Origin of the sequence: Crossiella sp. CA198 (assembly GCF_052078295.1) — a bacterium.
Classification (GTDB): domain Bacteria; phylum Actinomycetota; class Actinomycetes; order Mycobacteriales; family Pseudonocardiaceae; genus Crossiella.
In genome coordinates this window covers 100,198-125,319 of the sequence record NZ_JBQJIM010000017.1, presented here as the reverse complement: position 1 = coordinate 125,319, position 25,122 = coordinate 100,198, and the positions used below count along the sequence as shown (strand labels likewise).

At 71.6% G+C, this 25,122-nt stretch carries 24 protein-coding genes; 8 read left to right on the top strand and 16 right to left on the bottom strand.

Annotation, left to right across the window (positions count from 1 at the left end; translation table 11 throughout):
- Window positions 1-12: 12 nt before the first annotated feature.
- Entirely contained in the window at window positions 13-705 is a 693-nt protein-coding gene (locus ACTOWY_RS27730; protein ID WP_247755638.1) for a response regulator, read from the bottom strand.
- Window positions 702-1,952 carry an ATP-binding protein gene (locus ACTOWY_RS27725; protein ID WP_441312662.1) on the bottom strand — a complete coding sequence of 417 codons (1,251 nt, stop codon included), beginning with the start codon at window positions 1,950-1,952 and terminating at the stop codon, window positions 702-704. The genes ACTOWY_RS27730 and ACTOWY_RS27725 overlap by 4 nt, the downstream gene beginning before the upstream one ends.
- A gap of 224 nt (window positions 1,953-2,176) precedes the next feature.
- Between ACTOWY_RS27725 and ACTOWY_RS27720 the strand changes: the two genes are divergently transcribed.
- From ACTOWY_RS27720 to ACTOWY_RS27710, 3 genes are all read left to right on the top strand, one after another.
- Window positions 2,177-3,694 (top strand): PspC domain-containing protein, encoded by a 1,518-nt coding sequence (locus ACTOWY_RS27720; protein ID WP_441312551.1) that lies wholly within the window; start codon window positions 2,177-2,179, stop codon window positions 3,692-3,694.
- Window positions 3,684-3,887: a hypothetical protein gene (locus tag ACTOWY_RS27715; protein WP_247755636.1), complete on the top strand. Its 204-nt coding sequence runs from the start codon at window positions 3,684-3,686 to the stop codon at window positions 3,885-3,887. The genes ACTOWY_RS27720 and ACTOWY_RS27715 overlap by 11 nt, the downstream gene beginning before the upstream one ends.
- 124 nt (window positions 3,888-4,011) lie before the next feature.
- Window positions 4,012-5,049, top strand: coding sequence for a LacI family DNA-binding transcriptional regulator (locus ACTOWY_RS27710; RefSeq protein WP_441312550.1), 1,038 nt, complete (start codon window positions 4,012-4,014; stop codon window positions 5,047-5,049).
- Window positions 5,050-5,161: 112 nt separating this feature from the next.
- On the opposite strand, the gene guaA is transcribed toward ACTOWY_RS27710, so the two are convergent.
- Window positions 5,162-6,736, bottom strand: a complete 1,575-nt coding sequence (gene guaA / locus ACTOWY_RS27705; protein WP_441312549.1) for a glutamine-hydrolyzing GMP synthase — start codon at window positions 6,734-6,736, stop codon at window positions 5,162-5,164.
- 78 nt (window positions 6,737-6,814) lie between these two features.
- On the opposite strand from guaA, the gene ACTOWY_RS27700 reads away from it, so the two are divergent.
- Entirely contained in the window at window positions 6,815-7,522 is a 708-nt protein-coding gene (locus tag ACTOWY_RS27700) for a phosphotransferase (protein ID WP_441312548.1), read from the top strand.
- Between the two features lie 27 nt (window positions 7,523-7,549).
- A complete protein-coding gene (locus ACTOWY_RS27695; RefSeq protein ID WP_441312547.1) occupies window positions 7,550-9,007 on the top strand; it encodes an aldehyde dehydrogenase family protein in 1,458 nt (485 codons plus the stop codon).
- Here ACTOWY_RS27695 and ACTOWY_RS27690 read toward each other — a convergent pair.
- The 6 genes from ACTOWY_RS27690 to guaB form a co-directional block, all read right to left on the bottom strand.
- A complete protein-coding gene (locus ACTOWY_RS27690) occupies window positions 8,997-10,466 on the bottom strand; it encodes an FAD-binding oxidoreductase (protein WP_441312546.1) in 1,470 nt (489 codons plus the stop codon). The genes ACTOWY_RS27695 and ACTOWY_RS27690 overlap by 11 nt on opposite strands.
- 62 nt (window positions 10,467-10,528) lie before the next feature.
- Window positions 10,529-12,073, bottom strand: a complete 1,545-nt coding sequence (locus tag ACTOWY_RS27685) for an FAD-dependent monooxygenase (RefSeq protein ID WP_441312545.1) — start codon at window positions 12,071-12,073, stop codon at window positions 10,529-10,531.
- 163 nt (window positions 12,074-12,236) lie between these two features.
- Complete coding sequence (locus ACTOWY_RS27680; protein ID WP_441312544.1) at window positions 12,237-13,904, bottom strand: FAD-dependent oxidoreductase; 1,668 nt, start codon at window positions 13,902-13,904, stop codon at window positions 12,237-12,239.
- Between the two features lie 58 nt (window positions 13,905-13,962).
- Entirely contained in the window at window positions 13,963-14,475 is a 513-nt protein-coding gene (locus ACTOWY_RS27675) for a GNAT family N-acetyltransferase (protein ID WP_441312543.1), read from the bottom strand.
- A complete protein-coding gene (locus ACTOWY_RS27670) occupies window positions 14,472-15,599 on the bottom strand; it encodes a GuaB3 family IMP dehydrogenase-related protein (protein ID WP_247755627.1) in 1,128 nt (375 codons plus the stop codon). Before ACTOWY_RS27670 ends, ACTOWY_RS27675 begins: the two co-directional genes overlap by 4 nt.
- A gap of 62 nt (window positions 15,600-15,661) precedes the next feature.
- Complete coding sequence (gene guaB / locus ACTOWY_RS27665) at window positions 15,662-17,173, bottom strand: IMP dehydrogenase (protein WP_441312542.1); 1,512 nt, start codon at window positions 17,171-17,173, stop codon at window positions 15,662-15,664.
- Window positions 17,174-17,311: 138 nt separating this feature from the next.
- Between guaB and ACTOWY_RS27660 the strand changes: the two genes are divergently transcribed.
- Window positions 17,312-17,698 (top strand): DUF5319 family protein, encoded by a 387-nt coding sequence (locus tag ACTOWY_RS27660; RefSeq protein ID WP_247755625.1) that lies wholly within the window; start codon window positions 17,312-17,314, stop codon window positions 17,696-17,698.
- Window position 17,699: 1 nt separating this feature from the next.
- Here the strand turns inward: ACTOWY_RS27660 and ACTOWY_RS27655 are convergent, their stop codons facing one another.
- Window positions 17,700-17,999, bottom strand: coding sequence for a hypothetical protein (locus tag ACTOWY_RS27655; protein ID WP_441312541.1), 300 nt, complete (start codon window positions 17,997-17,999; stop codon window positions 17,700-17,702).
- 226 nt (window positions 18,000-18,225) lie between these two features.
- Between ACTOWY_RS27655 and ACTOWY_RS27650 the strand changes: the two genes are divergently transcribed.
- Both ACTOWY_RS27650 and ACTOWY_RS27645 read left to right on the top strand, forming a co-directional pair.
- Entirely contained in the window at window positions 18,226-18,843 is a 618-nt protein-coding gene (locus ACTOWY_RS27650; protein WP_441312540.1) for a TIGR03086 family metal-binding protein, read from the top strand.
- A gap of 64 nt (window positions 18,844-18,907) precedes the next feature.
- Window positions 18,908-19,306: a hypothetical protein gene (locus ACTOWY_RS27645; RefSeq protein WP_441312539.1), complete on the top strand. Its 399-nt coding sequence runs from the start codon at window positions 18,908-18,910 to the stop codon at window positions 19,304-19,306.
- A 104-nt stretch (window positions 19,307-19,410) separates the two neighbouring features.
- Here the strand turns inward: ACTOWY_RS27645 and ACTOWY_RS27640 are convergent, their stop codons facing one another.
- The 6 genes from ACTOWY_RS27640 to ACTOWY_RS27615 form a co-directional block, all read right to left on the bottom strand.
- Complete coding sequence (locus ACTOWY_RS27640; protein WP_441312538.1) at window positions 19,411-20,745, bottom strand: hypothetical protein; 1,335 nt, start codon at window positions 20,743-20,745, stop codon at window positions 19,411-19,413.
- 101 nt (window positions 20,746-20,846) lie between these two features.
- Complete coding sequence (locus tag ACTOWY_RS27635) at window positions 20,847-21,500, bottom strand: DUF1345 domain-containing protein (RefSeq protein ID WP_441312537.1); 654 nt, start codon at window positions 21,498-21,500, stop codon at window positions 20,847-20,849.
- Window positions 21,493-22,359, bottom strand: coding sequence for a CPBP family intramembrane glutamic endopeptidase (locus ACTOWY_RS27630; RefSeq protein WP_441312536.1), 867 nt, complete (start codon window positions 22,357-22,359; stop codon window positions 21,493-21,495). The genes ACTOWY_RS27635 and ACTOWY_RS27630 overlap by 8 nt, the downstream gene beginning before the upstream one ends.
- Window positions 22,359-23,495 carry a PrsW family intramembrane metalloprotease gene (locus tag ACTOWY_RS27625; protein ID WP_441312535.1) on the bottom strand — a complete coding sequence of 379 codons (1,137 nt, stop codon included), beginning with the start codon at window positions 23,493-23,495 and terminating at the stop codon, window positions 22,359-22,361. The genes ACTOWY_RS27630 and ACTOWY_RS27625 overlap by 1 nt, the downstream gene beginning before the upstream one ends.
- Window positions 23,492-24,025: a hypothetical protein gene (locus ACTOWY_RS27620; protein ID WP_441312534.1), complete on the bottom strand. Its 534-nt coding sequence runs from the start codon at window positions 24,023-24,025 to the stop codon at window positions 23,492-23,494. Before ACTOWY_RS27620 ends, ACTOWY_RS27625 begins: the two co-directional genes overlap by 4 nt.
- A 118-nt stretch (window positions 24,026-24,143) precedes the next feature.
- Entirely contained in the window at window positions 24,144-25,121 is a 978-nt protein-coding gene (locus ACTOWY_RS27615) for an anti-sigma-D factor RsdA (protein WP_441312533.1), read from the bottom strand.
- Window position 25,122: the final 1 nt, after the last annotated feature.

Below are 25,122 nucleotides of genomic sequence, written 5' to 3'. Positions count from 1 at the left end.
GGGCCGTGCCGGTCAGACCAGGCGGCGGTCGGAGGCCCAGCGGGACAGCTCGTAGCGGTTGGACAGCTGGGTCTTGCGCAGCACGCTGGACACGTGCGTCTCCACCGTCTTGATCGAGATGAACAGCTCCGAGGCGATTTCCTTGTACGCGTAGCCCCTGGCCAGCAGGCGCAGCACATCGCGTTCGCGCGGGGTGAGCAGGTCCAGCTCGGGGTCGCGGATCGGGGCGGCGCCCGGCCGGTCGGCGAAGGCGTCCAGCACGAAGCCGGCCAGCCGCGGGGAGAAGACCGCGTCGCCCTCGCGCACCCGGCAGACCGCGTCCACGAGTTCGCGGCCGGAGATGGTCTTGGTGACGTAGCCGCGGGCGCCGTTGCGGATCACCGCGATGACGTCCTCGGCCGCGTCGGAGACGCTGAGCGCGAGGAAGACCACGTCCGGGAAGGCCTTGCGGGCGCGGCGCAGCACCTCGTTGCCGCCGCCGTCGGGCATGTGCACGTCCAGCAGCACCACGTCCGGGCGGAAGTGCCCGATGCCGGCGACCGCCTCGCCGACCGATCCGGCCTCGCCGACCACCTCGACCTCGGCGTGCGCCTCCAGTTCGGCGCGCACGCCCGCGCGGAAGAGCGCGTGGTCGTCGACCAGGAAGACCCTGACCGGTCCCTTGGCCTCCGCCGGTGTCCCGGTGCTCTCGACCTCTTCGCTCACGTCCGTGCCTCCTTGCTCGCCCTGGGCATCTCGAGCTGGATCTCGGTGCCCTCACCGGGCGCGGTGCGCACGCGCACCTTCCCGCCGTTGCGCTCCATCCTGCCGTGAATCGAGTCGGCGAGCCCGTGCCGGTCGGCCGGGACCGCCTCCGGGTCGAATCCGGCGCCCCGGTCGCGCACGAAGACGTAGACCACCTCGGGCTCGACCTCGGCGTACACGCTGACCTCGCCGACCCCGGCGTGTTTGGCCGCGTTGACCGCGGCCTCGCGGGCGGCCTGCACCAGCGCGGCCAGCTGGTCATCCAGCGGGCAGTCGCCGACCACCACCTGCTGCACCCGGATGGCGAAGGTGTCCTCGACCTGGCCGCAGGCGATGGCCACCGCGTCGGCCAGGCTCTCCCCGGCCACGCCGTGCGCGGGTTCCTCGGTCTCGGGAACGGCGGTGCCGCGGCCGTAGCCTGCCGGGCCGTAGAGCCAGTTCCGCAGCTGGCGTTCCTGGCCGCGGGCCAGCCTGCTGACCTCGCGCGGGTTGTCCGACTGCTTGAGGATCAGGGCGAGGGTCTGCAGCACGGAGTCGTGCAGGTGGGCGGCGATCTCGGCGCGTTCCTCGGTGCGGATGCGCGCGCGGCGCTCCTCGTTCAGGTCGCGGACCAGGCGCAGCCACCAGGGCACGGTGAGCACGCCGACGCCGAGCAGGGTGGTGATCACGGCCAGCACGGCCAGCTGGGCCTGGTTCAGGTCCACGCTGCCGACTAGGAAGAACACGATGCCCGCGGTGGCGAACAGGATGCCTGCGCCCATCCGGAGCACGGCCATCCGGCCGCCCTGGCCGAGCATCCCGGACTTGGCCGAGTCCCGCCAGCGCCGTTTCTGCGCCTCGTCGGCCTCCCGCCAGACCAGGGCGGCACCGGCCAGCGCCACGCCCAGCGGGCCGACCACCCAGCCGCTGATCGCACCGCTCCACATGCTCAGCGCGAGCGCCATGGCCAGGCCGATGGCGATCACGCCGATGGCCTGCTGGCGCTGCACCGGGGTGTCGGTCTGCGGTTCGGCCCCGGCCATCCGCTGCGGCACCAGCAGCCACAGCAGGCCGTAGGCGAGCACGCCCGAGCCGGCGAAGGCGACCAGCACGGTGAAGGCGACCCGCACCCACAGCACGTTGACGCCGAGGTGCTCGGCGAGGCCGCCGGCGACCCCGGCGAGGATGCGGCCGTTGCGGCGGCGGTACATGCGCAGCGGGAGCACCATGGTGGCCTCGCCCGTGATCACGGGCGGCTGGCCCACGCCGCTGCGGTCGGTGCTGCCCGACGTGGCCTGGGAGTTCACCATGGCATGGTCACACGCGGGTGGCAGGGCCCGCATCGGGGCGGAACCCGGAGACCAGGCCTCGGGGTGAGGTCGGGGGGCTTCCCTGATGTGGCGGAGCGGGCGGATGACCGAAGCTGTTCATCGTGAGCGGGACGGACGGAAACATGCGCGTCGAGGAGACGCTGCGCGACCTGTGGTCGTCGCGGCCACGGCGGCCCAAGGACGATCGCAAGATCGCCGGGGTGGCCGCCGCGATCGGCAATCGCTATGCGATCGATCCGGTCGTGATCCGGGTCGGACTCGTGGTGACGGCGGTGTACGGCGGCATCGGGTTGATCATCTACCTGGCCGGGTGGCTGTTGCTGCCTGGTCCGGAGGACCGGGTCTCCCCGCTGGAGTCGCTGCTCGGGCGGGGCCACAGCGCCACGCCCAAGGTGCTGACACTGCTGTTGCTCTTTGGCATGCTGCCCGCCTTCGGCTGGGCGGCCACCACCTTCATCGGCGGCATCTTCGCACTGGTCCTGGTGGTCGGACTGGCCTACCTGCTGCACCGCAGCCGCGGCAAGACGCCCGCGCCGCCACCCGCGGCGAGCTTCATGCCGCCGCCGATGCCGCCCTTCCCCGCACCGGAGACGACCAGGTACCCGGCCGCGCCGGAACAGCCGACCATGGACCTGCGGACCCCGCCGCCCGCGGCCCCGGAGACCTCGGCCGCTCCGGAGCCCCAGCACACCGTTGACCTGGGCATCCACCAGGAGCAGGTGACCAGCCGGGTCGAGCCGGTGGCCGGGACGAGCACCCAGGCCGCGGACGCGCCGGTGACCGGAACGACCGCAGGGCACCCGGCGGAGTCGCCGCAGGTCACCCAGTCGATCAGCACGCCGGAGACCCCGGAGGCACAGGCCCGCCGCGAGCAGCTGCCCGCGCCGAGCTTCCCGCCGGTGACCTACCCGGCCGTGACCTACCCGGCCACGGGCACCCCGCCGCAGTGGGACCCGCTGGGCGCCGCGCCGTTCGCCTGGGACCTGCCGGAGCCGCGCCGCACCACCGAGGTGGAGGCCGAGCCGGAACCCAAGCGCAAGACCAGGGTCACCGCGGTGACGCTGGCGCTGGCCTTCATCGTGGGCAGCGTGTCCGGCATCCTGGCCGGGCTGGTGCCCTGGTTCACCGCACCGCACGTGGCGGGCATGGTGGTCGCGGTGCTGGCCATCGGCACCATGGTCGGGGCCTTCCGCGGTGGCGGCAGGCTGCTGGTGGTGCTGGGCTTCCCGGTGGCCATCGTGGCGATCGGGCTGACCGCCTCGCAGTACTGGACGCAGACCGTCGGCGACCGGAACTACCGGATCACCTCGGTCAGTCAGCTGGAGCCGACCTACCGGCTCGGCGCGGGCTCGATCGAGCTGGACCTGAGCGCGCTGGACCTGAACGACCCCAAGGTCAACGCGAGCACCAGCATCGTGGTGGGCGCGGGCACTATCCAGGTGATCGTGCCCAAGAACGTGGACCTCGACCTCTTCTGCAAGTCCGCGATCGGCTCGGTCCAGTGCCTGGGCAACGAGCGCGACGGCGGCGGCGAGGTCAAGGTGGACGACAACGGGGTCGACGGCCCCGGCGGCGGCAAGTTGCGGCTGCGCGCGGAAGTGCAGGGACCGGGAAGCGTGGAGGTGCACCGTGTCGGCTGAACAGCAGACCGAACGCAAGCCGAAGGCAAGCCTGTTCATGGTGTTGTTCGGGCTGTGCGGCCTCGGTGTCGCCGCCTACGCGCTCACCGACGGGGTCATCTGGCAGGTGGTGGACGTGCGCTGGGCGATCGCCGCCATCGCGTTGTTCATCGGGCTGGCACTGCTCGGGAACTCCCTGCGTCCACGCAGGTAGGAGACCTGCCGGAAATCAAATCGATACTGAATTCACGTTTGACCCGATTGCGTCGCCCCGGTGGTTTCTTCCCACCGGAGCGGCGCATTCGGCTTTTTCGATCCATATCTGTATTAATAGCGGGGTGAAGACGCCGCCAGCCCTGCACGGAATCGGCCGCCCCACCCTGGAAGACGTGGCCGCGGTGGCGGGCGTGTCCCGCGCGACCGTGTCCCGGGTGATCAACGACTCGCCCCGGGTGAGCCCGGAGGCGCGCGAGTCGGTGCACGCCGCGGTCCGCCAGCTCGGGTACGTGCCGAACAAGGCGGCCCGGACGCTGGTCACCCGGCGCACCGAGGCGATCGCGCTGGTGCTCTCGGAGGGGGAGAACAAGGTCTTCGACGACCCGCACTTCGCCACGGTGGTGCGCACCGCCACCGAGGAGCTGGCCGCGATGGACACCCAGATGGTGCTGATGCTGACCCAGGACGAGACCACGCACGCCAGGGTGCTGCGCTTCCTCGGCGGCGGGCACGTGGACGGCGCGCTGCTGCTGGCCCCGCACAAGCAGGACCCGCTGCCGGAGGCGGTGGCCAACCTGCCCATCCCGGTGGTCTTCGGCGGCAAGCTGTGGCTGCCCGAGGACGGTCTGCACCTGGTGGACAACGACAACGTGGGTGGCGCCCGGATGGCCACCGAGCATCTGCTCGGCCTCGGCCGCCGGACCGTGGTGACCATCACCGGCCCGTCCGATGAGAAGGCCGCGCTGGATCGGCTGGCCGGCTGGCAGCAGGCGATGAGCGCGGATCAGGACCGGGTCGCGCGGCTGAGCGCCTGCGGTGAGTTCACCCGGCAGGGCGGCGAGCAGGCCATGCGGGAACTGCTGGCCAGGGTGCCGGAGCTGGACGGGGTGTTCGCGGCGAACGACCTGATGGCCGACGGCGCGCTGCGGGCCCTGCGCGCGGAGGGCAGGCGGGTGCCGGAGGAGATCGCGGTGATCGGCTTCGACGACCAGCCCGCGGTGGCCCCGCTGTCCGACCCGCCGCTGACCACCATCCGCCAGCACCCCGGCGAGCAGATGCGCCGGATGGTGCAGATCCTGCTCCGCCTGGTCGCAGGCGAGGACGTGCCGCCCGGCCGGGAGATCCTGCCGACCGAACTGATCCGCCGCGCCTCCGCCTGACCCGCCCACAACGGCCAACACCCCGTACAAGAACGGCCAACACTCCGGGTGGTTTTAGCTGCTGCCGGAGTGTTGGCCGTTGTGGGACGGGGTGTTGGCCGTTATGGGGCGGTCACTCCCACTCGATGGTGCCTGGGGGCTTGCTGGTGACGTCGAGGACGACCCGGTTGACGTCGTTGACCTCGTTGGTGATGCGGGTGGAGATGCGTTCCAGGACGTCGTAGGGCAGGCGGGTCCAGTCCGCGGTCATCGCGTCCTCGCTGGAGACCGGGCGCAGCACCACCGGGTGGCCGTAGGTGCGGCCGTCGCCCTGCACGCCCACCGAGCGCACGTCGGCCAGCAGCACCACCGGGCACTGCCAGATGGTGCGGTCCAGACCGGCCGCGGTCAGCTCCTCGCGGGCGATGGCATCCGCCGCGCGCAGCAGGTCCAGGCGGGCCGCGGTGACCTCGCCGATGATCCGGATGCCCAGGCCCGGTCCGGGGAAGGGCTGGCGGTGCACGATGACCTCCGGCAGGCCCAGCTCCAGGCCGACCCGGCGCACCTCGTCCTTGAACAGCGCGCGCAGCGGTTCGACCAGCTTGAACTGGAGATCCTCCGGCAGGCCGCCCACGTTGTGGTGGCTCTTGATGTTGGCCGCGCCGGTGCCGCCGCCGGACTCCACCACATCCGGGTACAGGGTGCCCTGGACCAGGAAGTCGTAGTGCTCGCCGGACTGGCCTGCCTCGGTCTGCAGATCGCTCGCGGCCTGCTCGAAGACCCGGATGAACTCGCGGCCGATGATCTTGCGCTTCTCCTCCGGGTCGGTGACCCCGGCCAGCGCGGTGAGGAACCGCTCGCGCGCGTCCACGGTGACCAGGCGGACGCCGGTGGCGGCCACGTAGTCCCGCTCGACCTGGCCCCGCTCACCAGCGCGCAGCAGCCCGTGGTCGACGAAGACGCAGGTGAGCCGGTCGCCGATGGCCCGGTTCACCAGTGCGGCGGCCACCGCGGAGTCGACCCCGCCGGAGAGGCCGCAGATGGCCTTGCCGTCGCCGACCTGGGCGCGGATCAGCGCGACCTGCTCGTCCACGATCGAGGAGGTGGTCCACTGCGGCCGCACGCCCGCGATCTCGTGCAGGAAGCGGCGCAGCACCTCCTGGCCGTGCGGGGAGTGCATGACCTCGGGGTGGTACTGGACCCCGGCGAAACGGCGCTCGACGTTCTCGAAGGCCGCGACCGGCGCGCCGGTGCTGGTGGCGGTGACGGTGAAGCCCTCGGGGGCCTTGGTCACGCAGTCGCCGTGGCTCATCCACACCGGGTGGTGGCCGGGCAGGTCCTCGTGCAGCACCCCGCCGTCCTCGGCGATGGTCAGCTCGGTGCGGCCGTACTCCCTGGTGCCGGTGTGTTCGGTGGCCCCGCCGAGGGCGACCGCCATGGCCTGGAAGCCGTAGCAGATGCCGAACACCGGGATGCCTGCCTCGAACAGCTTCGGGTCGACCTGCGGGGCGCCGTCCTCGTACACGCTGGACGGGCCGCCGGAGAGCACGATGGCGGCCGGATTGCGCTTGATCAGCTCGTCCACCGATTCGGTGGAGGGCACGACCTCGGAGTACACCTGGGTCTCGCGGACCCGGCGGGCGATCAGCTGGGCGTACTGCGCGCCGAAGTCGACGACGAGCACGGGGCGGTCGGTATTACTGGCCACCGTGGCGAACCTCCAGGTCAGGACCGGGATCGGGGAAACCGATTCTCCCAGCCGCACGGGTCCGGTTAACGTCCGGGGGTGAACGAGGAGCAGCTGCTGGGCGCGGGCGTGACGCAGGTCGCGCGGGCCGGGGACACGGTTCGACGCACCGCCAGCAGGTGGACACCTGCCGTGCACGAGCTGCTGCGCGGTCTGCGCGAGGCAGGGTTCACCGAAGCGCCGGAGCCGCTGGGCTTTGACCAGCAGGGCCGGGAGGTGCTCAGCTTCGTGCCGGGCGAGGTCGGCGACGACCCGCGCGGCGAGGCGGCGGTGGTCTCCGCGGCCCGGCTGCTGCGGCGGTTCCACGACGCGAGCGCGACGCTGGTGGAGCGGCTGCCGCGCACCGGCTGGCAGTTCCCGGCGCTGGACCCGGCCGAGGTGATCGTGCACGGGGACTTCGCGCCGTACAACCTGGCCTTCGCCGGGCCGGACGCGGTCGGCATGATCGACTTCGACACGGCCCGACCGGGTCCGCGCTGGTGGGACATTGCCTACGGGGCCTACCGGTTCAGCCCACTGCCCGATTTCGCGCACCGGGCGAACCTGTTCTGCTCGGCCTACGGGCGCGAGCTGGCCGAGCCGGAACTGCTGCCCGGCCGGGTGGTGAGCTACCTGCGCTGGCTGGCCGGGCTGATCAGGGAACAGGCCGCGGCGGGGCACCCGGCCTTCTCCCAGCACCTGGCCGAGGGCCACGACCTGGGCTATCTGGCCGACGCCGAACGGATCGCCGGGATCACCCTGTGCTGAGGCCGGGGGCAGGCTTACGGTGATTCCATGACCGACCTCGAGCCCCCGAAACCCCGCCCGTCCTGGATCGCCGGCAGCGCCGAACCCGGGGTCACCGAACTTCTCGTGCGCCATCCCTTCGACGGCAGCGAGGTCGCCACCGTCGGGGTGCCCGGGCCGGAGCAGGTCGAGCGCGCGGTGGCCGCGGCCGCCGCGGTGTTCACCGAGTTCCGCTCCTCCCCCGCGCACCTGCGGGCCAACGCGCTGGCCCACGTGTCCAAGCGGCTGGCCGAGCGCACCGAGGAGATCGCCGAGATCATCACCGCCGAGAACGGCAAGCCGCTGAAGTGGGCCGTCGGCGAGGTCGGCCGCGCGGTGCACACCTTCCGGCTGGCCGCCGAGGAGGCCCGCCGGTTCACCGGCGAGCTGACCCGGCTGGACACCGATCCGGCCGCCGAGGGCCGGGTGGCGATGATCAAGCGGATCCCGCGTGGCCCGGTGCTGGGCATCTCGCCGTTCAACTTCCCGCTCAACCTGGTGGCGCACAAGGTCGCCCCGGCGCTGGCGGTGGGCGCGCCGATCATCATCAAGCCCGCCCCGCGCACCCCGCTGACCGCGCTGATCCTGGGTGAGATCCTGGCCGAGACCGATCTCCCGGCTGGCGCGTTCTCGGTGCTGCCGGTGGGCAATGAGGCGACCGCGGCGCTGGTCAAGGACGAGCGGCTGCCGGTGGTCAGCTTCACCGGGTCCGGGCCGGTCGGCTTCTCGATCATGGACTCGGCGCCGCGCAAGCACGTGGTGCTGGAGCTGGGCGGCAACGCGGCCGCGGTGGTCTGCGGGGACTGGAGTTCCGCGGCCGATCTGGACTTCGCGGCCAAGCGGATCGCGTTGTTCAGCAACTACCAGGCCGGGCAGTCCTGCATCGCGGTGCAGCGGGTGCTGGTGGACCGCTCGGTGTATGAGGACTTCCTGCCCAGGCTGGTCGGCGCGGTCGGCGCGCTGCGCACCGGCAGCCCACACGACCCGGACGTGGAGGTCGGCCCGCTGGTCGACGTGGCCGCGGCCGACCGGGTGGAGCAGTGGATCGCCGAGGCGGAGCGGGCCGGGGCGAAGATCCTGGCCGGCGGCACCAGGGACGGGTCAACGGTGGCGCCGACCGTGCTCACCGAGGTGCCCAAGGACGCCAAGGTGTGGTGCGAGGAGGTCTTCGGGCCGGTGCTCGCGGTGGCCGCGGTGGACGGCGTGGACGAGGCCTTCGCCGAGGTCAACAACTCCGCCTACGGGTTGCAGGCCGGGGTGTTCACGCACGACATCCAGACCGCGTTCCGGGCGGGCACCGAGCTGGAGGTGGGCGGCGTGATCATCGGCGATGTGCCGTCCTACCGCGCGGACCAGCTGCCCTACGGCGGCGTGAAGGGCTCCGGCGTCGGGCGGGAAGGCGTGCGCACCACGATGACCGACTTCACCGAGGAGCGGGTGGTGGTGCTCACCGGCGTCAGCTGGTGAGCCCTTGGGCGAAGCGGAACACCCCGTCCGGGTCGTAGCGGGCGGCGGCCGCCCGCAGCCGGGTCAGGTTCGGGCCGTAGTAGGCCTGCGCCCAGTCCCGTTGCGCGGGGTCGAGGTAGTTGACGTAGCTGCCCTTGCCGACCAGCCCGGTCAGCGCCTGCTGCACCTCGGTGACCGCGCTGGTCTGCCTGGCCAGGTCGGCGCGCTCGGCCGGGGCGTAGATCTGCACGCTGGCCAGGGCTTTGCGGTGCGGGAAGGCGGTCTCGGCCACGCCGATGTCGCCGACCGCGCCGCCGAGGCCGTCGAAGAGCAGGTCCATCTTGCGGCCCTGGATCTGGCCCACCACCTGGTCCAGGCCGGTGATCTTGTGCTCCATGATCCGGGAGGCGGCGGCGAAGCCCTCGCGCTTGCCACCGCCGCTGCCCGCGAAGTGCCGCATCGCGTCCAGGTAGCCCTTGGGCTGCACCAGCCGCTGGCCCGGACGCGCGCCGGCGGCGCTGATCAGCCGGTCCAGCAACGGGTTCAGCCCGGCCGTGCCACCGACGTAGCAGCCGGCGACCACCGGCACCGGCGGCGCGCCGCCCAGCAGGTGGCAGATCGACCACAGCTCGGGCGGGGCGGCACTGATCCAGTCCTGCCAGACGCCGAGCACCGCGGCCCCGGATCCGGCCGGGAAGCGCAGCGAGAACACGGTCAGCCCCGGCGCGGGCACGGTGCCGAACTCGAACTGGGTGACGATGGCCAGGTTGCCGCCACCGCCACCGCGCAGGGCCCAGAACAGCTCCTGCTCGGAATCGGCAGAGGCGGTGCGCAGCGACCCGTCCGGCAGCACTGCCTGGGCGGAGCGGAGGTGGTCGCAGGTGAGGCCGAATTTCCGGGCCAGCACGCCGATCCCGCCGCCGAGGGTGAGTCCGGCGATGCCCACCGAGGGGCAGGAACCGGCGGGCAGCGCACGCCCGGCGCGGGCCAGCGCGGTGTAGACGTCGGCGAGTTTGGCGCCCGCGCCGATGACCGCGGTGCCGTCCGGCCGCACCCGCACGGTGTTCATCGGCGAGAGGTCCAGCACCAGACCGCCGGCCGGCGCGCTGTACCCGGCGTAGCTGTGCCCGCCGCTGCGCGCGGCCACCGGGAGCTTGGCCCGGCGGACCACGTCCAGGCAGGCCTGCACCTGCTCGGGGGTGCCGCAGCGGGCCAGCGCGGCGGGCGGGGCCGGGCTGAGCGCGGAGTTGAACGGGGACCAGGCGCCGGTGAACTCCGGGTCCTGGGGCAGCAGCAGGCTGACTTTGCCGCGCAGACCCGCCCAGTCCGGTGGCGGGGGCGGGCCGGTGCTGCCGGGCGAGGGCAGCGCGCTGCCGCTGGTGGTGGCGCTGATCGGGGCGGTCTCGCCGCTGCCGCACGCGCCGGTGGCCAGTGCCGCGGCGCCGATCCCGGCCAGCCGCAGGAATCCACGACGGTCCATCCGTTCACCTCCTGCCGTACAGGAGACGCCTGATGGGGTGCCCGCGTTGGGTGTAACCCCGGTCACCACCCGGTCGCGCGACGCAACGCGCTGACCAGCCCGGCGCCGAGGTCCCCTGCCCGCAGCACCGCGGCCAGGTGACCGTCCGGCCGGACCAGCGCGGCCGAGCCCGGCGGCATGCGCAGCGCCTCGGCCAGCGCGCCGCCGTCGGCGGCCTCCTCCAGCGGCTGCACGTGCACCGGCGGGCCCTTGGGGATGCGCGGCCGGGAGGCCACGGTGAGCAGGTGGAACTCGGGGCCGAAGTGCGGGCGTAGCCGCCCGTGGCCGGTCAGCGGGGCGTCCGGGCAGAGCACGCCGGGCAGCGGTGGCCTGGCCTCGCCGGGATCACGAGGGAAGGCGGCGATCTCGGTGGGCTGGGCGGGCGTGGTCAGCGGGGAGTCCAGGTAGTAGAAGGGCTCGGCCAGCTTGCCGGAGTCGATCTTGGCCCGGGCCGCGGCCTCGCGCACGCTGCGTTCCAGCACGTCCCGGCGGTAGGCCTGTTCGGCGCCGGTGCGCGGCACCAGGAAGCGCATGGTCTCGCCGGTGACCCGCAGGTTCTCCCTGGCCGCGGCCCGGCGTTCGGCGTCGTAGGAGTGCAGCAGCACCGGCCCGCCCCAGCCCGCCCGGTCGAAGGCGATCTTCCAGGCGGCGTTCTCCGCGTCGGCGATGCCGGAGTTGAGCCCACGCGCGCCGAAGGGGCTCATCACGTGCGCGGCGTCCCCGGCCAGCAGCACCCGGCCGATCCGCATCGCGGGCACGCAACGCTGGTGGAAGCGGTAGACCGAGGCCCATTCCAGCTCGTAGTCGGCCTCCCCGACCACCGAGCGGACCAGGGTCTCCAGGCCGCCGTTGGCGCGTTGCTCGGTCAGGTCGAAGTCATCCGGCACCTGCCAGTCGATCCGCCAGCGGCCCTTGGGCTGCGGGTGCACCAGCACCTGGCGGCCGGGGTTGGCGGGCGGGTCGAAGTAGAAGCGGCGTTCCGCGGCATGGGTGAGCGGGGCGCAGATGTCGGCGATGAGGAACTTGTCCCGGAAGCTGTAGCCCTGGAACGGCAGGTCGAGCAGCTGGCGGACCAGCGAACGCGGGCCGTCGGCGGCCAGGCAGTGGCTGCCGCGGAAGGTGCGTTCACCCACCGGCGCGGCCACCGTGACCTCGACGCTGTCCCGGTTCTGGCTCAGCCCGACCACCTTGTGCGCCAGGTGCACGGTGATCAGCGGTTCGGCCGCGACCCGCTCGTCCAGCAGCCGTTCCAGGTCGGTCTGCGGCAGGTTCACGAACGGCGGGAAGCCCGGCCGGTGCGGCAGCCGGACGGTGAGCACCTCGTGCTCGCGGTAGTAGGTGCGGCCGGTGTGCCAGGTGACCCCGGCGGCGGCCACCCGCTCGCCGAGCCCGACCCGCTCCAGGATGTCCAGCACATCGCCCTGCACGCAGATGGACCGGCTGCCGACAGCGGACCGGCGCGGGGCCGCCTCCAGCACGATGCTCGGCACGCCTGCCCTGGCCAGGAGCAGCGCGCCCATCAGTCCGACCGGGCCGCCGCCGACCACGAGCACACACTCCGCACTCATGCCCGCTCCCTGACGTCCTCTATCGGCTGATCCATCCCCACACTGTGCCAGCGGTCACACTCGCGCGGAACATTCCGTGATGGATCAGCTACATGCCGTACCCCAACGGCCGAGATCGTCACCATTCCGCCCACTGAGCGTGATCTCCAGGGGCGGCACGAGGTCAGCTGACGATGGGCAGCCGGAGCGCGCCGGGCGCGGCAGCAGGCACCGCGGGACTGACCGGCGGGACCGGCGCGAGCCGCTGGTACGGGGCGTCCTGGGCCGGGCGGATGTCCGGCTCGCCCTTGTTCGGCCACAGCGAGAGCGCCCGCTCGGCCTGGGCGGTGATGGTCAGCGAGGGGTTCACCCCGAGGTTCGCCGAGATGGCCGAGCCGTCCACGATGGACAACCCGGGGTAGCCGTGCACCCGGTGGTAGGGGTCGATCACACCGTGCTCGGCGTCCAGGCCGATCGGGCAGCCGCCGAGGAAGTGCGCGGTCATCGGGATGTTGAACATCTCGCTGATCGCCCCGCCCGGGATGCCGTCGATCTTGTCCGCGGCCAGTTCGGCGGCCTTGACCCCGGCCGGGATCGAGTTCGGGTTGGGCGCGCCGTGGCCCTGCTTGGAGGTCAATTTGCGGCGGCCCAGCCAGGTCTTGCGGGTGAAGGTGGTGATCGAGTTGTCCAGGCTCTGCATCACCAGCAGGATCACCGTGCGCTGGCTCCAGTCCCGCACCGAGAGGTTGCGCAGGGTCAGCAGCGGATGCCGCAGCATGGTGGCCACCGCCGGGGCCTGCAGCAGGCCCATCGCGTTGCTGCCCTTGCCATAGCGGACCGGCTCGATGTGGGTGACCTCGTCCGGGTGGAAGGAGGAGGTGATCGCCACGCCCCTGGTGAAGTCCCGGCCCGGATCGATCTTGGACGCCTTGGCGCCCAGGATCGCCTCGGAGTTGGTCCGGGTGAGCTGCCCCAGCTTGCCGGACAGGTTGGGCAGCGAGCCGTTGTCCCGCAGCTTGTGCAGCAGGTTCTGGGTGCCCCAGGTGCCCGCGGCCAGCACCACCTGTCCGGCGGTGAAGGTGCGACGACCCTTGCGCAGCCAGGACCCGGTGCGCTCGGTGCCGATCACCCAGCCCCCGCCCTCGCGCCGACGCAGCCCGGTGACCGTGGTCAGCGGGAAGACCTCGGCGCCCTTGCGCTCGGCCAGGTAGAGGTAGTTCTTCATCAGCGTGTTCTTCGCGCCGACCCGGCAGCCGGTCATGCAGGAGCCGCATTCGGTGCAGCCGGTGCGCTCGGGCCCGGCGCCGCCGAAGTACGGATCGGCCGCGGCTTTGCCCGGCTGGTCGAAGAACACGCCGACCGGGGTGGTGGTGTAGGTCCCGGCCACGCCCATGTCCGCGGCCACGTCCTTGATCACCTGATCGGACGGGGTGGTGGTCGGGTTCGGCACCACGCCGAGCATCCGGGTGGCCTGCTCGTAGTAGGGCGCGAGTTCGGCCTCCCAGTCGGTGATGTGCGCCCACTGCGGGTCCCGGTAGAACGGTTTGAGCGGCCGGTACAGCGTGTTCGCGTAGTTCAGCGACCCACCGCCGACACCCGCCCCGGCCAGGATCAGCACATTGCGCAACATATGGATCCGCTGCACGCCGAAGCAGCCGAACCTCGGCGCCCACAGGAACCGCTTGAGATCCCAGGAGGTCTTGGCGAACTCCTCGTCGGCGAAGCGGCGCCCGGCCTCCAGCACCGCTACCCGGTAACCCTTCTCGGCCAGTCTCAGCGCCGAGACGCTGCCACCGAAGCCGGAACCGATCACCACGACGTCGTAGTCGTTGTTACTGGCGAGTTGGGTCATGCAGCCAAGGTAGGCAGAACGCGTCGCCGCCGCTAGAGGGTGTTACCCGAAGTAACGATTAAGACGAAGACAGATCCGATCGGAGCATTCCGTAGACCACGATGTCCCGGCGCGCCCCGTCCCGCAGCTGGGCCCCGCGCAGCACGCCCTCCCGGCGCAGCCCGGCCTTCTCCAGCGCGCGCTGCTCGGCCCGGTTCTCCACATCGGTGGAGGCTTCCACCCGGTCCAGGTCGGTGCTGGCGAACAGGTGCTCGACCAGCAGCCGCTGGGCCGCCACGCCGAGCCCCCGGCCCCGGGCCGAGGGCAGCAGCGCGATGCCGAAGTTCCACGCCGTGCAGGCGTAGGACGGGCCGTAGGAGACCGGGTGCCAGGAGACGTCGCCGAGGAGTTCGCCGGTGATCTGGTCCACCACCACGGCGTGCCCGGCCTCGAAGCTGATCAGCTGCTCGCGCTGGTCCCGGTCCACGTCGAAGGCGCCGTCGCTGCCGTTGTCCAGCAGCTCCTTGTCCCCCGGCGCGAACTCGGCCAGCGCGACCAGGTCGTTCTCGGCCAGGATGTCCCGGACGGTCACGTGCGCACCGTCAGGCCGACCTTCTGGAACTCCTTCAGGTCGGAGTAGCCGGTCTTGGCCATCGCCCTGCGCAGCGCGCCGAAGAGGTTCAGCGTGCCGAACGGGCTGGTGGCCGGGCCGAACAGGACCGACTCCAGGCTGTGCCCGCTGGTGTAGCCCGCCACGTCGCTGCGCGGCAGCGAGGGGTGCGCGGCGGCCGCGGTCCAGTAGTAGCCCTGGCCGGGCAGGTCCTGGGCTTCGGTGAGCGCCTCGCCCAGCATCACCGCGTCCGCGCCGCAGGCGATGGCCTTGGCGATGTCGCCGGAGTAGACCAGGCCGCCGTCGGCGATCACGTGCACGTACCGGCCGCCGGTCTCGTCCAGGTAGTCCCGGCGGGCGGCCGCGGCCTCGGCGATCGCGGTGGCCATCGGCACCCCGATGCCCAGCACCCGGTTGGTGGTGCTGGCGTGGGACTCGCCGTAGCCGACGATGACCCCGGCCGCGCCGGTGCGCATCAGGTGCATCGCGGTGCGGTAGTCGCCCACCCCGCCTGCGATCACCGGGATGTCCAGGTCGGCGATGAACCGCTTGAGGTTGAGCGGCTCGCCGTCCCTGGAGACGTGCTCGGCGGAGATGATGGTGCCCTGCACGATGAGGATCTCCACGCCCGCGGCCAGCAGGTCGGGGGTCAGCTCCTCGGCGTGCTGCGGGCTGACCCGCACCGCCACCGTGTTGCCGGACTCGCGCACGGTCCGGATGGCCTCGGTGAGCAGGTCCACCCGGATCGGCGCGGCGTGCAGCTCCTGCAGCATGCGCACCGCGGCGGCCGGGTCCTCTTCCTCCTCGGCCGCCTGCACCACGCGGAAGAGCGCGTCCTCGGCGTTGGCGTGCCGGGCCCACACCCCCTCCGCGTTGAGCACGCCGAGCCCGCCCAGCTCACCGAAGCGCACCGCGGTGGCCGGGGAGACCACCGCGTCGGTGGGGTGGGTGATCAGCGGGATGTCGAAGCGATAGGCGTCGATCCGCCAGTCCAGCGACACGTCCTTGGAGGAGCGGGTGCGCCGGGAGGGCACGATCTCGATGTCGTCAAGCCCGTAGGCACGCAACGCGGTGCGCCCGGCACCGATCTCCACCTGGTCCCGCACGTCGATCCTCTTTCACTCATCCGAAATGCACTGTCCACCCACGATCGTCCCGCAAGGGCGGGTCAGCGGGTGGTGTAGTTCGGCGCTTCCACGGTCATCGTGATGTCGTGCGGGTGGCTCTCCTTGAGCCCGGCCGCGGTGATCCGGACCAGCTGGGCCTGCTGGAGCTGGGTGATGGTGGCCGCGCCGGCGTAGCCCATGCCCGAGCGCAGACCGCCGACGAGCTGGTGCACCACGTTGGACAGCGGGCCACGGAAGGGGATCCGGCCCTCGATGCCCTCTGGCACCAGCTTGTCCTCGCTGAGCACGTCGTCCTGGAAGTAGCGGTCCTTGGAGTAGGACTTGGCCTGGCCGCGGGACTGCATCGCGCCCAGCGAGCCCATGCCGCGGTAGGTCTTGTACTGCTTGCCGTTGTGCAGGATCAGCTCGCCCGGCGCCTCGGCGGTGCCCGCGAGCAGGCTGCCCAGCATCACCGTGCTGGCCCCGGCCGCGATGGCCTTGGCGATGTCGCCGGAGTACTGGATGCCGCCGTCGCCGATGACCGGGACCCCGGCCGCGGCGCAGGCCAGGGAGGCCTCGTAGATCGCGGTGATCTGCGGCGCGCCCACGCCCGCGACCACCCGGGTGGTGCAGATGGAGCCGGGGCCGACCCCGACCTTCACGCCGTCCGCGCCCGCCTCGACCAGCGCCTGCGCGCCCGCCCTGGTGGCCACGTTGCCGCCGATGATGTCGGTGGACTCGCCCAGTTCCTGCTTGAGCTTGGCCACCATGTCCAGCACGTTGCGCGAGTGCGCGTGCGCGGAGTCCACCACGATCGCGTCCACGCCCGCGTCCACCAGGGCCATCGCCCGGTTGTAGGCGTCATCGCCGACGCCGACCGCGGCGCCGACCACCAGGCGGCCGTCCGGGTCCTTGGTGGCCAGCGGGTACTGGTCGGTCTTGACGAAGTCCTTGACCGTGATCAGCCCGCGCAGCTTGCCGTCGCCGTCGATGATCGGCAGCTTCTCGACCTTGTGCCTGCGCAGCAGCCCGAGCGCGGCCTCGGCCGACACGCCTACGTGCGCGGTGACCAGCGGCATCTGGGTCATGACCTCGCGCACCGGGCGGGAGTGGTCGACCTCGAAGCGCATGTCCCGGTTGGTGATGATGCCGACCAGGCGGCCCTGCTCGTCGGTGACCGGCAGGCCGGAGATGCGGAAGCGGCGGCACTTCTCGTCCACCTCGGCCAGGGTGTCCTCTGGCGAGCAGGTGACCGGATCGGTGACCATGCCTGCCTCGGAGCGCTTGACCACCTCGGCCTGGGCGGCCTGCTCCTCGACGGAGAGGTTGCGGTGCAACACGCCGACCCCGCCCTGACGGGCCATGGAGATGGCCATCCTGGCCTCGGTGACGGTGTCCATCGCGGAGGAGACCAGCGGCACCCGCAGGGTGATGTTGCGGGAGAGTTTGCTGGAGGTGTTGACCGCGCCGGGCACGACGTCGGACTCGGCGGGCAAGAGCAGGACGTCGTCGAAGGTCAGGCCGAGCATGGCGAACTTCGGCGGGATGCCGTGAGCGGTGAGCTCGCTGGTCATGACTGGTGTCGGCCTTCCTGGTGCGCCGGTCCCACAGTGGTTCCCGCGGGCCCGGTGGAGCCAGCGGAACGGGTGACCACATGCTAACCGGCCGACCGGCGGCAACACCTCCGGCCGCGAGCCAGGTACCGTGCCCACGTGCCGCACAACGCGTTGCCGCCCGATCCCTTCGCCGGGGATCCGGAGGACCCGGCCCTGGTGCTGGGTGAGGCAGAGGAGGAAACGGCCGAGCCACTCGGCGAGGACGAGCGTGCCGACCTGCTCGCCGACCTGGCTGATCTGGCCGTCTACCAGGCACTTCTGGAGCCGCGTGGACTCCGTGGCATCGTCGTGGACTGCGGCGACTGCCGGGAGCCGCACTACCACGACTGGGAGTTGCTGCGCTCCAGCCTGCAGCAGCTCCTCGACGACGGCCGGATGCGCCCGCACGAGCCAGCCTACGACCCCGACCCGGCCAGCTACGTCAGCTGGGAGTACTGCCGGGGTTATGCGGATGGCGTAACTCACACCGAGGGCGAACGGTAATTCAGCTCACGGTGAGCCGGGTGTGCATGAGGTGCACCTGGTACGGCGAGCTGGTCGACATCAGGTAGTGGATGCCCAGCTGCCTGCTCGGCTCATCCCATGTGGTGAACCTGTTCAGCACGAACGCGCCGTAGGCCCAGCCCGGCGTGTCCTGACCGGGCGGCTGCGAGGGCGGGATGTCCGGGTGGATCCGGTCCGCGCCCGGCTTGTGCATGTACCGGGTGTAGGCCCCCGCGGCGACCGGGTCGAACAGCTTCAGCTCCGGACCGAGGTCCCACGGGGTGCGGCCGAGCCTGGCCACCACCGGACCGGTGAAGTTGTCCGTGTCATTGGCCTGGGAGTACAGCAGCAGCCAGCGTTTCGACAGTCGTGTGACTTGGCCGCAAGAGACCGACCGCTTGATCAGGCGGGATCAGCGGAGCCTGCACGGCGCGTGCCTACAACGCCCTGTCATGCCGATGAGCGGTCGCGGCGTGGCGTCCGATATCCGCCAGCCCGCGCCGGTGCCGGCGGGCAGACTGTGTCGCATGACCACCTGTTTTGACGGGATCGTTGATCGGTTCGTCCTGTCCGCCGCCGAGTTCGAGCGGAAGCTGCAGGCAATCCGGCCGGAGCAGTGGATACAGCCCACTCCCTGCACCGAGTGGAACGTGCGCCAGTTGGTCAACCACGTGACTCGGGGAAACCTCAACTACCTGGCTCTGGTGGAAGGCGGCAGCCGTGCTGAATTCCTACGTCTACGCGATGTCGACGCGCTGGGCACGGACGCACTCGACGCTTACGGTCGGTCGGTGCGGTTGTGTGCGGAGGCGTTCGCCCGACCCGGTGCGCTGCACCGCGTCCTGGACTACCCCCTGGGGCAGGTGACCGGGCGACAGGCGCTTGCCGTGAAGACTACGGACATCACCATCCACACCTGGGATCTCGCCAGAGCCATCGGTGTCGATGACACGCTCGCTGCAAGCCTCGTCACCTGGATCAGCGAGCATCTTGACGAGATCTATGCCGGCTTGGCGGAAACTCCCACCGCTGCCGAGACGACCCACCGGTTCTTTGCCGCTGCCGAGGACGTGTCCCTTCGCGACGCTTCGCAGCAGGATCGGCTCCTGCACCGAATGGGCAGGAGGCTCCAATGGAACGAGTGACACCCAACGTCCTCGCATGCCGCGATGCAGGCGCCTTGACCGTCGAGCCGTCGAAGAACAGGCCGTGGCAGCGGCCGCAGAAGCGCCAGTCCAGCTGACCGGCGACTCCGGTGACCTCCCTGGGCAGGACGAACCGGTCGCCGATGCGCTGGTGCCCGCCACGGCGCAGCACCACCCGCTCGTCGGTCCAGGCGATCAGGTCGGCGTTACGCGGGATGCGAGTGGTGTCGTTGGTGGCCACATCGCCGAAGAAGAAGTACAGCCGACCGTCCGAGTGCTCGGCGCAGGCGCCCAGGTCCACGCCGGTGACCGCCCACCGGCCGGTGTCCACCAGCAGCGGCCAGCCCTCGGCGTCCAGCAGGTCCGGCCAGCTCCCCGGCCGGGTGGTCCCGGTGAGCTGGCCGATCCGGACGGTCTCCAGGACCTGGCCCGTGCTCCCGGCGGCCGCGACCGCCCCGGGTAAGCCGACCGCCAGCGAACCGGCGGTGACACCGGCCGCCTTCAGCGCGGTCCGACGGGAGAACGGAACCGAGGTGATCTGGTTCTTTCCCTTTCAGCGCGCGGGATTCAGGGACGTTCGATGCGGCTGTACACCGCGGCGTTGTCGTTGCGTGCCTGCTGCCGGTTGGCCGGGGTCACGCACACGTCGTCACCGGGCCAGGCATCCCGCCAGACGAAGCCCTGCACGCAGGTGTGCGGGCCGTACGGGCCGTTGTACCAACGGGTGCTGGCCAGGTTGTTGTCCGTGGCGTTCTGCTGCCGGACCGCGTGGCTGACGCACACGTAGTCCTGCTGGTCGCCGTCCCGCCACACCCAGCCGCTCTTGCAGGCGTTGGGGCCGTAGGTGTTGCCCTGCACGGTGTTGGTGCTCACCGTGACCGTGGCGGTGTTGCCGCTGACACCGTTGATCCGCACGGACACGCCGTTGGCGTCCAGGGACTGCACCGGGTGCCGGTCGCCGCCGCGGGTGCGCAGCAGGTACGGGGTGCCGTTGCGCACCTCGTTGAGCAGCACGATGTCCGCCGGGATGCCCGCGCTCCAGCCGGTCTTCTTGCGGAATTCCACCGTGTAGTAGCGGTACGGGTCGTTGGCGTCGAAGGGGATGCGCAGCAGCTGGGTGCCCGCGGTGCCCGGGGTCTCCAGCGCGGAGAGGGTGATGGTGCGGGTGCGCACGCCGTCCGCGCCGAGGGTGAACACCCGGTCCCGGCCCAGCCAGCCGAGCTTGTCCCGGAAATAGCCGTTGAGCCCGACCGCGCTGGTGCCGAAGCGTGCGGTCTGGAAGGTGTGGATGTTCATCGCGGACTGGATGTCCCACGGGTTGTCGTACTCGCCGATCTGCGCCCACTCCACGTTGCGGTAGGTCGGGTCGTCGGAGAAGGAGTGGCCCAGGCCGTAGCCGTGCAGCATCTCGTGCGCGGCGAAGCCGACGTTCCAGGCGCCGGGATCGAGCAGCACCCGGTCACCGGCCGCGCCGGAGTCCACCCAGTCGTTGAGGATCGCGATGATCCGGTGCCCGGCCGGCACGTGGTAACCGTTGGTGGCTGCGGTGTTCACGCAGTCCTGGATCTTGTCCCAGCGGCTCTTCGGCCGCTGCTGCTCCAGGGTGAACGGCATGGTGTACCAGCCGCGCACCGTCGAGCCGTGCAGGGTCACCCGGCCGCGGGACTGGTCGGCGAAGTAGTCGGCCAGACCGCCCTGACCCGCGCCGTCCTGGGTCAGGAAATCGCGGAAGAACTGCGGGTTCTGCGGTTCCTGGGCCTTGTCCTTGAACTTGCACAGCAGCACCGACCAGCCGGTCTGCCCGCGTACCGGCACCGCCTGCGCCGGATTGGCCAGCACCAGTCCGATGCCGCCCACCAGCAGGGCCAGCGCCATCGCCGCCCATGTCCGCCGTTGTCTCACGTCACTCCTCCAAAGAAGTTGGCGGAGCGGAAACTAGCCAGCGAAAACGAATAATTCGGGCAGCTGCCCGCGCTGCCGCACCTTGGGGCGGCAGCCCTGCCCTATCGCCCGGTCAACACGCCGATCGCGATGCCCAGCAGGGCGGTGTTGTACAGAAAGGACATCGTGCTGTGCACCAGCACCGCGTAGCGCAGCTCGCGGCGGCGCACGGTGACATCGGAGACGGCGAAGGAGGTGCCGATGGTGAAGGCGAAGTAGGCGAAATCGGCCAGGTTCGGCTCCTCCTCGTCCGGGAAGCCCAGGCCCTGCCCGCCAGCCAGCTCGTAGTGCAGGTGCGCGTACCGCTCGGCGAAGCCGAAGTGCAGCATCAGCCAGGCGAAGATGATGGTCGGCGCGCCGATCAGCTTGATCAGGAAGGTCAGCTCGCCGTCCATGCCGAACCGGTCGTAGAGCACGATCATCAGCCCCGACAGCACGCCGACCACACTGGCCAGCACGGTGGCCACGAAACCCAGCTTCCGCCCGGCGACCGTGTGCAGCCAGGCCGGTGAGCCGTCCGCCCGCTCCTCCTTGCCCAGCCGCGCGCGGCGCACCCGGCGCCAGCGCAGCAGCACGTACCCGAAGGCCACCAGGTTCCACACCGCCAGCAGCAGCACGCTGGACACGCTGACCAGCTCGCCCAGCACCGCGGCCAGGCCGAGCAGGATCAGCACCAGCTCGCCGAGGCGATAGACCAGCCTGCGCGGGCTAACCACGGATCGCCCGCCGGGCCGGGGCGAACACCAGCGCGCAGCCGAGCGCGAGCGCCACCGTGGTCAGCACACTGGCCTCCAGGCCGAAGGCCGCGCCGTTGAGGAGGCTGGGCTCACCGGCGTGCAGGCTCAGCAGCGCGGTCTGCACCGAGGTGCCGGAGACTGAGGCGCCGAAAACGTTGCCCTGCACCCAGTTCCACATCAGGTGGAAGCCGCAGACCCCCCACAGCCCGCCCTCGGCGATCGCCCAGCCCGCGGTGAACAGCCCATACAGCACCAGGTTCAGCACCGCGAGCACCTGCAGCCCGCCCACGTTCCCGGTGTGCAGCGCGGCGAACAACGCGGCCTGCGTCAACACCGCGGCCAGCACGCCCCAGCGCCGGGTGAGCGCCTGCAGCAAGAAGCCGCGGCACAGCAGTTCCTCGGTGGAGGCCTGGATCGCGTACGCGGCCAGCGCGATCAGCACCCCTGGCAGCAGCGACCACCTCGGCTGCCCGCCGAAGGCCATCTGTCCACTCAGGACAGTGACAAGCACGATCGCGGTGAAGGCGAGCAGCGCCGCCAGCATCCCGCCCAGCGCCCGGCGCGGTGGCGTGCCGAAGCCGACGGAGGCGAGCGGGCGGCCTTCCTTGAACCGGATCCACAGCCACAGCGCGAGCGCCACCGGCGCGAACCCGCCGAGCAGCATCGCCACCTGACCACGCAGGGTGCCCTCCGGCGCCGTCGAGCCGGTCAGCAGCAGGTTGGCCGTCAACCCACCCGCGCCGCCGACCAGCAGCATCAGCAGCACCACCACGACCAGGGCGAGCCAGGGACCGGTAGGACGCCGCGCGGTGTCCATACCGGAGAGGAAAGGACTCATCAGGCTCCTCGCTGCTCCAGGGCGAGACGAGCATGCCGCACGTCGTGCCGGGCCCGGTCGACGGAGGGGTCCAGCTCGTGGTCGGTGCTGTTCTCCAGCGCGATGGCCAGGGCCAGCTGCGCGTCCTGGAGCTGATGCATCCGTTGCGCACCAACGCTTCCGTACTGCCGCCGGGCGAGGCGGCGAGCCGTGCGCCTGGCCCGGCCGGTGCGCAGCGCGTACACCTCGTGCGGGGTGATGATCTCCGGATCCTCATCGTGCACAGTGGCGGCGAACCAGGCGAACTCCTTGCGCGCGGTGTACCGGTAGACCAGCGCGAACAACAGCACCAGCACCGCGTACTTGGCCAGCGCGCCGAGCACGCCGAGCTGCCCGAGCAACGGGGAGTTCCACAGCACGTGCAGCCCGTACCCGGTCAGCACCGCCCCGGCCGCGACCAGCGCCCGGTGCCGGTAGGAGCGGTCGAGGGCGGTGCGCGCGTAGCCCAGGCCGAACCCGGCGATGCCGGTGAAGATCACGTGCGCGCCGACCCCGAACAGCAGCCGGGCCACCGAACTGCCCAGCGCGGCGGAGAAGTCGTCGTTGACGTCGGTGAGCGCGGCGTTGACCGCGTAGCCGAAGTTCTCCAGCGCCTCGAAACCCAGCCCGACCATGGCGCCGTAGACCAGCCCGTCCAGCGACCGGTGCAGATGCTCGCGGGCGATCACCAGGATGGCCACCACCCCGAGACCCTTGAGCCATTCCTCGGACAGCGGACCGGCCAGCGCCGCGCCCCAGTCCGCGGCGAAACTCGCGCCGCCGGTCTTGCCCGCCAGGCTGAGCAGCGCGCCGTTGGCCGGGGCGGCCACCGCGGGCGCGATGAAGGCGCCCCACAGGAAGGCCAGCGCGAGCAGCACCGGCGGTTCCTTCTCGAACAGGTCCAGCCGCCGGATCAGCACGGTGAACAGCACCACCAGCAGGCACTGCGCCAGCACCGCGGTGAGCGCGGCGATCGGCGCCCCACCCGCGGCGTAGAGATCGCCCGCGGCGAACGAGCGCAGGCCGAAGAGCAGCAGGATCAGGTAGGCCCAGAACATCGGGCGGCGCAGCAGCACGGTCCAGCCCGAGCGCGGGGCCACCGGCGAGGTGATCGTCACGGCTCGATCACCACCCCGTCCAGCAGCCGCCGCAGCACCGGCGCGCCCAGCCCCTGCGCGGACACGGTCACCGCCGGTCCGGGCCCGCCCAGCAGCACCAGCGTGCCGCCGCCGAACTCACCGGCCAGCCCAGTCAATCCGGTCGCGGTGCGTAGTTCACCCAGCGGGGTGACCGGCCGCCCCTGCAGCTCGTACAGCCGGGCGATCCTGGCGAAGGTCACCGCCGGGTCAACCACCCCGGTCTTCAGCTCCACGGTGACGCTGGACTGGTCCTGACCGGCGGAGAAGCTGTCCGGTGGCGCACTGGCCTGCTGCCGGAACCCGGCCAGCGGACTCAGGTCCAGCCGCGCGTTCCCGGCGCCGTCGGACCGCAGTGCCGCGGTGTCCCCGGCACGCACGGTGACCGTCGGCTCGGCCAGCACGGCATCGGCCAGCAGCGGCAGGACCAGCATGCCGAACACCCCGGCGAGCAGTCCCAGCGCGCCCCACAGACCACGCCACTCGAACCCCGGACCGCGCCATCGTGTCATCCGCACGCTCCCAGCCAGCCGATTCAGACGCTCCACAGTGGACCCGGGACTGCCCGGCGGCAAGAGCGCGAACACCCCCTGTTCGAGTGAGTCGAACAGGGGGTGCGCGAAGCTTTTCTCAGTTGTCCACGGCCGCCGGGGTCTCCTGGACCGTCTGCGGCGCGGTGGCCGGTGGCGGCGGAGGCGGTGGTGGCGGCGGGTTGTTCTCGGTGCTGCGACCGCCACCGCTGCTGCTGTTGCCACCGCTGCCGGTGGGCGCCTCGGACGGCGAGGTGCTCGTCGTGCTCGACGGCGGCGTGGTGCTGGTCGGCACCGTGGTGGTCGACGGCGGGGTGGTCGTGGTCGGGCTCGGCGGCGGCGGTGGCTCCGACTTGGAGGTGGTGGTGGCCACCACCACCGGCGGCGGCTGCACCGGGGTCGGGTTGCCGGTGCCCGGGTTGGGCGGCTCGCCGACCTGCTCCTTGAGCGTGTCGTGCTGCTGGGCCAGGGTGTCCTTGCCGTCCTCGGCCGCGACCGCGGCCAGCGCGGCGGCGGCCCGGTCCAGCGCGGCCTTGGCGATGTCCGGCCTGCCCTGCCGCAATGCGTTGGTGGCGATGTCCAGGTCCGCGCGCACCGAGGCGGCGGCCTCCACCGACCGGGCGTGGTCGGCGTAGAGCACCCTGGTCAGTCCCCAGAGGGTGTCGCCGGGTTCGGCGGAGCGGGCCGCGAGGCCGACCCCGGTGAACCCGATCGCGAGCACCGCCGCGGCCGTGGCCAGCGGAATGAGAAAGCGGTGGCGGCGACGGCTCTGCGTCTTGGCCGCCTCGATGGTGGCCAGTGCGGTGTCCAGGTCAACCAGGTCGCCGATCGGCTCCGCGTCCACATCCCGTCGCCAGGACAGCAGCAGCGCGGAGAGTTCCTGGTCGCCGATGGAGCGGTTCGCGTCCAGGTGCGCGGCGGACAGGCTGTCCAGCAGCATGTCGTCCGCGCGGACCGCCATCAGGTCGACCGGGCCGTCGACCTCGCCGTGGTCGGTGGTCAACGGGTCCTCGGGCGCCAGTGCCCCGGCGCGCCGCCGTGCCAGTTCGACGTCACCTTGGTTGTGCTGCTCGGCCATG

Coding starts and splice junctions, on each gene's coding strand:
- ACTOWY_RS27725 (WP_441312662.1), bottom strand. CDS start 1,952: ATGGTGCTCCCGCTGCGCATGTACCGCCGCCGCAACGGCCGCATCCTC.
- ACTOWY_RS27720 (WP_441312551.1), top strand. CDS start 2,177: ATGCGCGTCGAGGAGACGCTGCGCGACCTGTGGTCGTCGCGGCCACGG.
- ACTOWY_RS27695 (WP_441312547.1), top strand. CDS start 7,550: ATGACCGACCTCGAGCCCCCGAAACCCCGCCCGTCCTGGATCGCCGGC.
- ACTOWY_RS27690 (WP_441312546.1), bottom strand. CDS start 10,466: ATGGACCGTCGTGGATTCCTGCGGCTGGCCGGGATCGGCGCCGCGGCA.
- ACTOWY_RS27685 (WP_441312545.1), bottom strand. CDS start 12,073: ATGAGTGCGGAGTGTGTGCTCGTGGTCGGCGGCGGCCCGGTCGGACTG.
- ACTOWY_RS27680 (WP_441312544.1), bottom strand. CDS start 13,904: ATGACCCAACTCGCCAGTAACAACGACTACGACGTCGTGGTGATCGGT.
- guaB (WP_441312542.1), bottom strand. CDS start 17,173: ATGACCAGCGAGCTCACCGCTCACGGCATCCCGCCGAAGTTCGCCATG.
- ACTOWY_RS27650 (WP_441312540.1), top strand. CDS start 18,226: ATGACCACCTGTTTTGACGGGATCGTTGATCGGTTCGTCCTGTCCGCC.
- ACTOWY_RS27630 (WP_441312536.1), bottom strand. CDS start 22,359: ATGAGTCCTTTCCTCTCCGGTATGGACACCGCGCGGCGTCCTACCGGT.
- ACTOWY_RS27620 (WP_441312534.1), bottom strand. CDS start 24,025: ATGACACGATGGCGCGGTCCGGGGTTCGAGTGGCGTGGTCTGTGGGGC.
- ACTOWY_RS27615 (WP_441312533.1), bottom strand. CDS start 25,121: ATGGCCGAGCAGCACAACCAAGGTGACGTCGAACTGGCACGGCGGCGC.